Below are 12,039 nucleotides of genomic sequence, written 5' to 3' on the forward strand. Positions count from 1 at the left end.
AAAATGCCAAATCCAGTACCATTTAAACAAAATTTAGATAATACTACAAAATTAGTAGAAGCACCTGAATTTATAGAATTTTATAAACAATCAAATAGTCCATGAGCAAGTTTTTTCCCAATTGAAATGGTTAATTCTACAAACATTGAATTTATTGTTAAAAAACCAAAAGACCCAACATTCAAAATACTTCATTGAAATGATAAAAGTAAAGGATTAGAAGTTGGTTATGTTGATACTGATAAAATTATTAAAGAAATTACAAAAGAAGCTAGTACAGGAGAAATGATTGGTGAAGTTGATTTATTTGCAGATAATGGGCAAAATTTACTAGAAAGTATGCAATATGAAGTTGCTAATGATTTAGCAGATTATTTAGCAAATAATGATACAAATACAATTGCTAAATCTGCCAAAAAAGTAATCATTACTGATACAACACCAGTAGGATATTTAAAATCAATGTTATCAGCATGAAATACTTTATTTCAATTAAGAAATAGTAATAATTGTAAATTTTTTATAACAAATAGTCTTTATGATACTTTAGTTTATTTAGCAGATAATAAAGGTTTAATTACTGATAATCAATTAGCACAACAATTAAGATTAAATGGAACAAATTTATATATTAAAGGTGTATTATGTCAAATTGTTATGGATGATTATATGACATTTAAAAATACTGAAAATAAAAATCAAATTATGAACTTTGTTTTAGCAACACCAAAAGCAATGAAAAGATATATGTTACAACAAACTAGTATATATGTTGAAGATATTAAAGATGGTAAAGTTCCTAAAAGATATTTAGTTGGTGGACAAGTAACAGGAGAATCTATTCCTTATATGTCAAACTCAGAAACAGAATCAAGATGAATGTTATGTGGTATTGTTAATAAAAAATATTTAAGTGCAGAAATTACAACATTAACAACTAATATTAATGCTGATACTACTAAAAAGAATAAATTATTAGACACAACAATTAAAAATACAACTGAACTAAATAATTTAAATCCAAATTTAGTAAGTCCGATTATTAATTATTTTAGTGATGCACAAGGTCAAACTGATGTAAGTAATCAAAACCAAAAAGCAGGTGATTTATATGTAGTAATCACTGCTAATGATACTGATAAAAATTATCAAGGTTCAACAAATCCAATTAAAATAAATCTTAAATAACAAGGAAATTAATTATGCCAATTGGTACAACTAATACAGCAATATTCTTAAAAATAAATAAACCAAAACATACTAGAATAAGTCAACAACAAGAACATAAAAGTTTATGATGAGAAATTTTAGAAATGATTGGTGTACAAGTTATAGCAGTAGCACTTGCTCCTTTTACTGGTGGTTTAAGTGAAGATTTAGCACTTGGATTAGGTGCAAGTGATTTAATTGCAAGTATTAGTGCTACTGGTGTTGAGTTTGCAACTGATTTTACTATTAATCAAGTTTATGATTATTTAAAAGGAAATGTAACATCATTAAATACTTTCTTTAATTTATTACCAGCATTCTCAGGTCTTAATAGAATTACTCGTGGTTATCGGACTACAAAATTTATTAAATTAGTACAAAAAACTAAAACCTTAGAACAAATTGGTGTTAAAGAAGTTAAAAACTTACAAGAAATAATTAATCAAGTAACTGGAAAAAGATTTTTAACAGATAAAATTATTGGTAATAATCGTTACTTATTTAATTATAGTTTTGCTCCTAATCGTGAAACAATAATTCAAAATTTAGGATTTGTTGCAGAAAGACAATTTAAAAATAATTTTCAAAAACTAGAAGAACAAGAATTAAAAGATTATTTATTATTACAAAATACATTAATAAAATTAAGTCCACAATTAACTCCAAAGTTTAAAATTAAAGATATTGAAAAAGCAAATAACTTTTTAAAAAAATATAATAGTGATTTAAAAGAAGTATTATCGATGAACCAACATGATTGATTAAATTTAGTTCATACAATACATGCTGATAATAGATATGGAAAAACTTTAATTTTGGATTTACAAAAAATTCGTGCTAATGCTATTAAATTTAATTTTAAAAATAGTTCAATTCATAAATTGGTATTAAAAGCAAATCAAACTTTTAAATATTTTGATATTCGATTTTACTTAAAAAAGAGTTTTAATAAATTTTGAAAAGATACACCATATTTTGAAAAATTACGAGAAAGTATATATAAATTACAAGAAAAATTTGAACAATTAGAAGAAAAAGCAATTGAAAAAATTAACAAATTAAAAGAAAAAGTAACTGATTTATTTAGTAATGCTGAGAAAAAAGCAATTAGACATGCACAATTAATTCCATTAAATTCACCAGTATTTATGGGTTGTAAAATTCAACCTTTGTCATTAGATAAATGTGCTATTAGTATTTATCATCGTAATCCTAAATATAAACTAATTGTAGTAGTTGATAGTATTGTTAAAGCAGAAACCTTTGTTACTCAAATACATCCATTTCATTGATATAGATGATATAGTGGCTGATACATTGGTTATGGAGTAAATCATAATAAGTGATTAAAATCAATAGCATTTGCACCGCCAGTTGTTCAACAAGTAATTAGAGATAGTTTTAAAGTTTATAGAGAAATATTTAGAACAATTAGAACTTATCATAAAGTAGTAAATGTTATTAATAATCCTATTGAAAATATTGATAAATCATTTAAAACCGTTGGTTTAAAATTTTCAGTAAATACTTTATTTGGTACAGGACTACTACATCATTTAGAAAAATTTGCATATAGTCAAGTTGTAGAAAAAGGTAAAAAGAAATTACAAAAAGAAATTATTCATATAGCACATAGAAAAACAAAAACACGTACTAAACATTATAAAAAAGCATTTTTTAAGGAATGATAAAATATGATTAATAAACTTTGAACTGGTGTCAGTTTAGAAAATTATAATAACTGATACCCTTTAACTGGAAAAAATTACAGAAACCCCACAAAAATATATAAAAACATGGCCAAATGTTAATGATTGATTTAAAACATTTGCTATTCGTGCTCAAAATGATATTAATGCTTATCTTGATTTTATTTTATCTAAATTTCCTTTTGATAGTTTTAAAGATGAATTAATTAAAGAAACATTAAGAGATATGGTTTATGTATGTGCTGAACATTGAGTATTTAATCGTACACCAATTGAATTTAATGTTGATGCTACTATTCAATTTAATAATGGTAGTCAATTTAGTGCAAGTAGTACTCCTACGATTAATGTTTGAGATTTAGCACCTAGTAGAATGAAAATATGAGCAAGATTAACGGAATTAAAACAAATATTTTCAAGTTATAATGATGATGAAATAGATGTTGAAAAAATTGACTTAAAAGCATTTTATACTAGAAATCAAGTTGATGAATTGATTGAACAACAAAAAGAATTTACATTATCAAAACAAATTAAACTATATGATGATGTTGTTAATAATAATGAACATGAAGTTTTTCGTGGTGCTGTAACTAATTTTATCAATAAAGGATATGTAGCAACAGAATATAATAAAGAAACTGAAACTATGATTTTAAATTGACCAAATGAAATTGGGACATTACCACCCGAAGCATTACAAAATAATCCACAAATTGGTGACTTTACCCATGCTGCAACTGCTGACTTTTCTGCTAAACAACAAAAAAGAATTACTACAAATGAAAATAATATAACTAAATTTAATGATAAATTAACTAAAACTAATGAAAGTATTGATGATATTAAAAATAATTGATTTAATATTGAAACTAGTCCATTATGAAAGAAAATTGATAATAATGACTTATATACAAACCAATGATATATTGTTCCTTGAACTTATGTTTATTTTGATAGTAAGCAATTAAGTAGTTCTGTTTCAAAATTAACAAAAGTTATTATTGAATATAATTTGACAAAAGAGCAAATGTTCATTGTTGTTGAAAAAATTATTGTTGAAGATAATATTAACATTACACTTTCTTTTGATTTTAATACTAGAAATTTTATAGTACAAACTTCATCTACAAAATATAAAGGTTGATTAGATAATAATAAATTATATCAATATATTGGTAAAGGAAAACCAATTGAATTTATTGCAACAGAAAGTACTGAACGTGATTATTATACAAAAATAGAAACTAATGACTTATTAGATAAGAAACAAAATATAGAAGATAATAATTTAAAAACTACTAATAAAAATGTTGTAAGTGCTATTAATGAAATGCTAAATTGTAAAGGTAAGTGCAACTAAATTATTTTTCTATCCAAATATTCGATTGGTGAAAGATAATTTAGTATTTTTCTCGGTTTTTGATTTAAAGACAATATAAATTTATGAACTTCATTTTTATTAGTTTTTGAAAAAATAAATTTTTTAGGAAATTTTTCTCTAATTAAACCATTAGTATTTTCATTAGTACCTCTTTGTCAAGGTGAATATGGATTGGCAAAATAAATTTTTACATCTAAATTTTTTTCAAGTTGTTGTCAATTTGAAAATTCTTTGCCACGATCAAAAGTAATAGTTTTAACAATGTTTTTAGGAAGAATTGATAAATAATAACTGACATTTTTATTAATAACTTTAGTAGTTCTGTTTTTAACTAATATTGCTAAAGTAAATCGTGATACTCTTTCAACTAAAGTTATTAAACATGATTTGCTTTTACCTCGTGATGATACTATAGTATCTCCTTCTCAATGACCAAGTGTTATACGATCATTAACATTTATATCTCGTTCTTTAATTGATTTACCATTAAACTTGCCACGATTTTCTTTAGATTTTCGTTTTTTACCTTTTCTTCTTAAATTTTTACTAGTAACTTTATCAAGCATTCCAAAATAAATTCAAGTATAAATTGTTTTAAAACTAATAACTCATTCTTTATGAAAATTTTTAATTCTGCCATAAATTTGTTCAGGTGATCAACCTAATAGTAATTTTTGTTGTACATATTTTACTAAATTCTTATTTTTAAACTTATGAAAACTAATATGTGATTGTTTTCGATTTTCAGCTTTATTTTGTGCAATTAATGAAAAATAATGATTATTATCTTTATTTCTATTAATTTCTCGAATAATAGTACTAATACTTCGATTAAGATTTTTAGCTATTTCACTAATTTTAAATTTAAATTTCAATTGATTCTCAATATAAATTCTTTCATCTATGCCAAGATGTTTATAACTCATATAAAAACTCCTTACTTTTTTCTAAACTAAATTTAGCATTATGAAATTTTTATATGAGAATTTTTTGCAATTTTATTTACTTGCACTTACAAGTATAACTCAGCAAATATTAAAAACATTTGATAAATATTGAACTGGTGAAAAAACAAATCAACAAATTAATGATGATGAACAAAATTTAACTACTGTATTAACAAAATTAATTAATGATAATAATTTAAAAATTAATGAAAGATTAACAATAGATGAAGATAAAATTGCACATTTACCAAGTAATCAACAATGAAAAGATGTAGCAATATCACAAGATAGAGAAACAATTGTTTATGAATTAAAAACAAATACACATTATAGAATATTTTATGATGTTAATAATAAAAGAAGTACTGGATTAATTGGTAAATATCCTTGTTTAATAAGTGAATTTTATTGAATTTATACTGATGGAAGTAGTTTTAATGATTTATGAATTAATTTACCACATTGAAAAGATACTACTCTTTCACATTTAATAATAATAATTAATCAACATAAAATATCATGAAAAAATAATTCAAATGACGGTAATTTTTGGAAATTACAAGAGTTACAGGAATAAAATTATGATTTGAAAAATTATAAAAATTATTTTAAGTTTAATTGGAGTTTTATTATCTTCTGCTGTTGCTGGTTTAATTATATTTATTATTGTAAAAATTGTATTAAAAATTAATCAAATATTTTAGAAAGGAGAAAAAATATGAAACCTTTTTGACCAAGAAAAGATAAAACAAATAATAGTAATAATGAAGAAAAATCTAAATTAATTTTTTTAGAAGATAAAACCACACATTCTTCAATTTTAAGTTATTTTGGTTTTAATGATTTTAATCATGAAACTTATTTTACTGATTTTGTTGCAGAAAATAATGCTAATTTATATAATGCTCCATTAGATATTAATAATGAAACTATTAAACAATATTTAATTCAACAAGAATTTTATAGAAAAAATTGAAATTCTATATTTAAGTTAAGCAAGTTAGGAATCAGTGGTTATTTAATTTTTATTGCTAATGATGATTTATACTTTCAAGTTGTTGATATACAACAAAGAATTTATGATATTACTGGTAAATTAATTCAATGTACTATTTTTTATGATAATTATCAAAAAAATGCACAAACAGTAAGATTATTTGAAATTTATAAATTAAATAATGAACAAGTAACAATTAATCGTGCAATTTATAGTATTAGTGATAATAAAAAACAATTTCCATTACCTTTTAAAGAATATAGTAATAATCCTAATTTAGAACAAGAACAAACATTAAACATTAATTATATTCCAATAGCAATTATGAGAAATAAAGCAAATGAGTTAGCAGATTGTGATAAAGTAATGGATAAAATTAAAGCATTAGATGTTATTTATGAACAAATTGTTTTAGATAGTATTTTAAACTCACCAAAATTTATTTTTGACCAAACTTATGGTAATGCTAAATCTACAATGGATAATGCTATAAGAACATTAGTTACTAAAAACTATATTTGAAAAACTACTGGTGATAATAATGAAAAAAGCGAAAATATTAATATGACAAGTAGTAATTTTAAAGGTAAAAATTTAACTGATATATACGATTGAAATGTTAATGAAATATTTAAACGTTGTGGAATTCATATACCAAGTCAAAAGAAATCTGCACAACAATCAGTACCTGAAAGCACAGCAGTAAATATTTCAACCATTAATTATATTGAACAAAAATTATGACAATTTAATATTGATATGCTTAAATTTATTCAAATATTAGTAAGTGTAGATAAAGATTTATTAAATAGTAAAACATTTAATATTGATGATGACCAAGAAATTAATAATTTAACTGTTAAATTAAGATTATTTAACCCCGAAAATAACCAATTAATAGGAGATAACAATGGAAGACAACAACAAACCACAAACGAAGTTTCCACAGAAACAAACTAAACTTAATCAAGCAGAAGTAGAAAACGATTATTTAATTGATAATATTCCTTATGATTTTACAAATATGATGGGTGCTACTAGTGACCCAGATATTAATAGAGCATACGATGAATTTAAAAAAAGAACAATTTATATTTATGAAATTGAACGTTTATTTAAAAATAATGAAAATAATAGTTTAAGATTTTCAGCAAATACTATTAAAATAGGTTTTATTGATATTGATAAAGTATTAAAAACTACTGCTGTTGAAACATCAGACTTTACTATGCAGTTAAATCAAAGAGCAAGTACTAATATTAATGATAATACAATCGAATATAGTATGACTGATATTAAAAATTTAATTTTTCAAGAAATAAATTTATTAAATCAATTTAAGTTATATGCAGTTAGTATAAATGAACCATTAAATGAAAATAATATTGATAATTTATATATCATTAATAACTATTCACAACCTTATCAAAATCCAAAAACAAGAAGTACTAAAAGTATAACTATTATTAAAATTAAAGATTTTAAAACAAGAGATGGTTATCCAATCATTATTAAATTACAAAAACCATTAGATAAAAATACCAAAGTAATTGGTTTAAAAATTAAAGCACCTAGAAGCATGATTTTTGGCAATATAAAGGTACTTGGTGAAGTTGACAATATGGAAGTATACCCGAATTTATTTGTTAAAGATAAGATAGCATTTCCGCTGTTATCAATGCCTATTGAAACTCAACCAAAAGTTAGAATATTACAACAATGATTTAGTGAACAAATATTACCTTGAAATTTAGCAAAACAATTTATTGGACAAGAAAAATCAGTTTTAGATTTAATTGCTATTGGTGGTGGAACTGAAACAAGAAAAGAAATTATTAATAATGCAAGAGTTACATATACCAAATTAGGTTATAAAGTTAATAATAGTCTACAAGAATGACCATTAAGTGAAGAAAAAGAATTAAAAGATAATGAAGTATGACATTTACCTTGATTAACTGCTGATTTTGTTTTAAATATTGCTACAACTAATAAATTTCATGATATTGAAATTGAAATAAACGATAAACCACCAATTGATAGTTTACAAAAAGTATTATTAGATATGCTAACTTATACATATACTTACAATAGAAACTTTGATGGTGTATCATTTGACCCAAAAAATGTAGATTGAGATATTGCTAAACTTCGTGCTAAATTTGAAAATCAAAAACCAACTGATGTTATTACTAATTTATTTAAACAATGAGAATTAGATTATCCAAATTATATAAATTTTCCACAAGTTAAGACATTTAAAAAAGTAGTTGTTATGTTATCTAAATATATTTATTCAACGCTATCTATTAATAAAGGTTTAAATGATGATTATAAATTATTATTGCCTTATTATTTTGAATTAAAATCAAATCCTATACATTCTACATCTGATAAAGTTTGAGAATTTAAAAATGTAAAAGTTGTATTAAAATCTGAATATTTTGATTTTACAGATATAAATAATATTAAGTTAAAAAATAATGATATTAGTCAAAATCAATTATTTAAACTAGATGACAATCAATTTAACTGATTATCTATTACAAATGAATTAGAAAGTAATAATATACATCATTAATTCCTGTTGATTGAACATTGGGTAATGGTGAATATGGAAAATACTTTACAAGAGCAATTATTTTTACTAATAAAATTGAAAATGCTTTAAATTTATATGGTTCAAATAAATCACAATTATTTTCAAAATTAGAATTTTATAAAGAAATTTCACAAATTGATAATAATAGTGAATTTGAATTACAAATCGAAAATCCGATTTATAACTTAAACCGGATTGAAATAAGTGGCATATTTGGTTCTGGAAATTATGAATTAACTTTAATAACAAATAAACAAAATATAAAATTAACTAATATAAATTTATTTGATAAATATATCGAAAACACTTCTTATATCAATATTGAAATATAATTTAAATTATATATAAAATATTTCTAATTAATCAAATCATTATTATCAAATTCTTTATTTTTAATTATTTTAATTACATCTTTATAGACAGCAATTGTCACTTCAGCACGTGCCATCATTTGCATTGTATTAAAAATAAAGTTTTCATCAGGATTTTTTTTTACATTCTTCTTTTTCAAGTTCTGTTTCTAAAAATTTAAAAAATTTACTATTGTTTCTAATTTTTTCTTGTATTTTTTTAATTAAAAATTTTTCATCAATCATAGTTCAAAATCCTTAAAATTTATTTTACTTATCAAAATATCCATCAGGATAAATACCATTTCATTTTATATCGTCTTGTTTTGATGGTTTAATTCCAAAATACAATTTTATTTTATGATAATTACTAACTTTTTCTGCTCAAATAGGAGCCCCCCCCAGTGAGCTTCATAATCATAATCTAAATAATAAGATAATTCGCTTGTTTTGCTATTAGACTTTGCACCAAGTATTAAACCAGTTGTAGCGATAATTAATGTTAAAGTAACCAATACTAATGTTATTCTACCTAAATTTATTTTTATTCATGTTTTCATTTTTTATTTTCCTTTCTATAATAATATTTCTGGTTTTATTTTTTGACCTTTATTAATATTAGTGAGTTTACTTTTTTCTATTTTTTTATCATAATTATTTATCCCTTTTTTGAAAAAAGGTTTTATATTTTTAGTTTTAAATTTTAATAATAATTCTTTATTTTTTGATATTTTTTCATTAAAATGTTCTATTATATTATTTTGTAATTTTATTTTAGAATTTATTTCTTTATTTCAATCATAAAAATCAATACTTCATATTTTTTTATTTTCTAAAGAAGAAATTTTTACATAACAATTTTCTACATTTTCTTTAAAATCTTTAATAGATTGTTCTACTTTTTGTTTTTCAAATTCACTCATATTAAAATACTCCTTATTTCTTAATTTTACTTTTAAATTGTACTGATTTTTCATTATTTTTACAAGTATACTTTAAAACAAAAAATAACGCCTAAATTAAAGAAGTTTATTTCATGAGACCTAGACTATTAATTATATTGTACTTGTTTGTTATATAGCAAATGTGAAGATACTTTTTTTCACAGTAGCATTATTTTTACCACGAATGACATTTTTATATGGATATAGTGCATAAAATAATGCATCGTAAGGGTCTTGATACATATTTTTGTCAGGAATGTTAGTTTTTGTTTCATCATAACGTAATTCTTCTAAACATTGAGTAGTTTTTGGCAAATCATCTTTATTTGCATAAAAGTTTCCATAACTCATAATATTTCTCATTCATACTACTCTATTAGTTAATCCTGCTTCTTGATTTAAATTTGAAGCATGTTTAATAGCAGTTTGTGTTATTAAAATAGTATTATATTCATCGATTAATTTTTGATTTAATCAATCTATTGCTGTTCGTGCTTTATCATCATAAAAATAAATTACTTGTTCAAAATTTTCAAAATTATCCATTAATCCTAAAATTTCATTAACATAAGCATTAATTTTTTCATTTTCATTGATAAAATCATTTGCAGTAACTACTAATTCACAAATAATATAAGCATCATAATAACCAGTATTATTATATTCTTTAAAACCAATGACCATAAATACAGTATGGTCTTTATGTCCAGTTGCTCAATCAACACCAACAGAATAAAAATCAAATTTATACATATCTTTTTCTTTATTATAAAATTGTTTTAAATCATATGGTTGTCAATATTTTACTGTTTTTTGAAATGGAAAAATTGTTGCATCACTATCTAAAAATTCAAAACCATAAAAAACAGTATTAAATTCATCAGGATTACTTTTTTTCATTTCTAATAATTTTCTTTTTTGAATATCAATTAACTTATCTCAAAATGGTTGAATAGTAAATCTTAAAACAAATAAACCTAAACCACTAAACATATCTTTATTTTCATAATAAACTTTACCAACTTTTTTAAGATTTCCCATGACTTCATCATTTAATGGTAAAAATGGCGTACAGTATTTTAAATAAAATGGATGATATTTATCATAAGGATTACATGTAAAAGTCATAAAAAAGTATTTATAAAAATAACGAGTAATCTTTTGTCCAAAAGTAGGACTATATATATTTTTATCAATAAATGTTCAACTTCACTCTTTAATTGGTTTTTTTGAAACTTTAATTCTGTTACTTCTAAACATAGATATTTCTAATCTCTCATAGCGATATGTTAATTCTTTATCAGTAAGTGTTTCTTTTTCTTCTGCCATGATTATTTCATCTGTTCTTGAACCTAAAAAACTTGACCCACCTGCTTCTTTTCCAAAAAATTTATTACCATTAGCATAACCAATAAAATCAATTTGTTGATTATTTGGAAATATAATACATCCCCCATCCTTAGTAATTTTTCATTTAATGCCATGTGGATTATTAGGTAATAAATTAAGATTATATGTATCTAGTAAAACTTGACAAACATTCATTAAAGCACCAATTGTAGTTTCATTATGAGTATTTTCATAGCGTCTTACTTCTTGGACACTACTATCACTAAAATTACAACATATAAATAAATCAAATGCTAAACAGTTTCAAGTTTTTCTTGTTCCTCGTGCTGTTGGTACAAAACGATAAAAACAATTAGTTGTAAAAAATTCTGCTCATTCATCACCAACAAATTTTTTAAAAATATCTCAACTAAAACCATAATTATTATCACTAAAATTAAGATTATATTTTTTATTTAATTGTGCATAACTACTAATAAAAGCCATATTTACTCCTTATTTTTAAAAAAAATTAAAATTAAATTATTAACAAACAAAAATTTAGAAA

At 22.6% G+C, this 12,039-nt stretch carries 13 protein-coding genes; 8 read left to right on the forward strand and 5 right to left on the reverse strand.

Features of this window, described 5'->3' with window-relative positions; all coding sequences use genetic code 4:
• The first annotated feature begins 3 nt into the window (after positions 1-3).
• The 3 genes from AACL03_RS04720 to AACL03_RS04730 all read left to right on the forward strand — a co-directional run bounded on the left by AACL03_RS04720 (position 4) and on the right by AACL03_RS04730 (position 4,281).
• The gene (locus tag AACL03_RS04720) at positions 4-1,188 is read left to right on the forward strand and encodes a hypothetical protein (RefSeq protein ID WP_339039606.1); all 1,185 of its coding nucleotides are present in this window, start codon (positions 4-6) and stop codon (positions 1,186-1,188) included.
• Positions 1,189-1,202: 14 nt separating this feature from the next.
• Positions 1,203-2,900 carry a hypothetical protein gene (locus AACL03_RS04725; RefSeq protein WP_339039608.1) on the forward strand — a complete coding sequence of 566 codons (1,698 nt, stop codon included), beginning with the start codon at positions 1,203-1,205 and terminating at the stop codon, positions 2,898-2,900.
• A 244-nt stretch (positions 2,901-3,144) separates the two neighbouring features.
• A complete protein-coding gene (locus tag AACL03_RS04730; RefSeq protein WP_339039610.1) occupies positions 3,145-4,281 on the forward strand; it encodes a hypothetical protein in 1,137 nt (378 codons plus the stop codon).
• Here AACL03_RS04730 and AACL03_RS04735 read toward each other — a convergent pair.
• Positions 4,278-5,228, reverse strand: a complete 951-nt coding sequence (locus AACL03_RS04735; protein ID WP_339038665.1) for an IS30 family transposase — start codon at positions 5,226-5,228, stop codon at positions 4,278-4,280. The two genes, AACL03_RS04730 and AACL03_RS04735, sit on opposite strands and share 4 nt — an antisense overlap.
• A gap of 40 nt (positions 5,229-5,268) precedes the next feature.
• Between AACL03_RS04735 and AACL03_RS04740 the strand changes: the two genes are divergently transcribed.
• From AACL03_RS04740 to AACL03_RS04760, 5 genes are read left to right on the forward strand one after another with little or no spacing between them, the layout of a single operon-like run.
• Positions 5,269-5,826, forward strand: a complete 558-nt coding sequence (locus AACL03_RS04740) for a hypothetical protein (RefSeq protein ID WP_339039612.1) — start codon at positions 5,269-5,271, stop codon at positions 5,824-5,826.
• Between the two features lie 4 nt (positions 5,827-5,830).
• On the forward strand, positions 5,831-5,953 hold the full coding sequence (locus tag AACL03_RS04745) for a hypothetical protein (RefSeq protein ID WP_338957828.1): 123 nt from the start codon (positions 5,831-5,833) through the stop codon (positions 5,951-5,953).
• A gap of 14 nt (positions 5,954-5,967) precedes the next feature.
• Positions 5,968-7,206, forward strand: a complete 1,239-nt coding sequence (locus AACL03_RS04750) for a hypothetical protein (RefSeq protein WP_339039614.1) — start codon at positions 5,968-5,970, stop codon at positions 7,204-7,206.
• Positions 7,157-8,827, forward strand: coding sequence for a hypothetical protein (locus AACL03_RS04755; RefSeq protein WP_339039616.1), 1,671 nt, complete (start codon positions 7,157-7,159; stop codon positions 8,825-8,827). Before AACL03_RS04750 ends, AACL03_RS04755 begins: the two co-directional genes overlap by 50 nt.
• Positions 8,828-8,844: 17 nt before the next feature.
• The gene (locus AACL03_RS04760) at positions 8,845-9,180 is read left to right on the forward strand and encodes a hypothetical protein (RefSeq protein WP_339039618.1); all 336 of its coding nucleotides are present in this window, start codon (positions 8,845-8,847) and stop codon (positions 9,178-9,180) included.
• 23 nt (positions 9,181-9,203) lie between these two features.
• Here the strand turns inward: AACL03_RS04760 and AACL03_RS04765 are convergent, their stop codons facing one another.
• The 4 genes from AACL03_RS04765 to AACL03_RS04780 all read right to left on the reverse strand — a co-directional run bounded on the left by AACL03_RS04765 (position 9,204) and on the right by AACL03_RS04780 (position 11,978).
• Positions 9,204-9,359 (reverse strand): hypothetical protein, encoded by a 156-nt coding sequence (locus tag AACL03_RS04765; RefSeq protein ID WP_339039620.1) that lies wholly within the window; start codon positions 9,357-9,359, stop codon positions 9,204-9,206.
• Positions 9,360-9,551: 192 nt separating this feature from the next.
• Positions 9,552-9,758 carry a hypothetical protein gene (locus AACL03_RS04770; protein WP_339039622.1) on the reverse strand — a complete coding sequence of 69 codons (207 nt, stop codon included), beginning with the start codon at positions 9,756-9,758 and terminating at the stop codon, positions 9,552-9,554.
• Positions 9,759-9,773: 15 nt separating this feature from the next.
• A complete protein-coding gene (locus AACL03_RS04775; RefSeq protein WP_338980898.1) occupies positions 9,774-10,121 on the reverse strand; it encodes a hypothetical protein in 348 nt (115 codons plus the stop codon).
• 150 nt (positions 10,122-10,271) lie between these two features.
• Positions 10,272-11,978 (reverse strand): hypothetical protein, encoded by a 1,707-nt coding sequence (locus AACL03_RS04780; protein WP_339039624.1) that lies wholly within the window; start codon positions 11,976-11,978, stop codon positions 10,272-10,274.
• Positions 11,979-12,039 lie beyond the last annotated feature (61 nt).

This window comes from Spiroplasma endosymbiont of Andrena trimmerana (assembly GCF_964019575.1).
Taxonomy (GTDB): Bacteria; Bacillota_I; Bacilli_A; order Mycoplasmatales; family VBWQ01; genus Spiroplasma_E.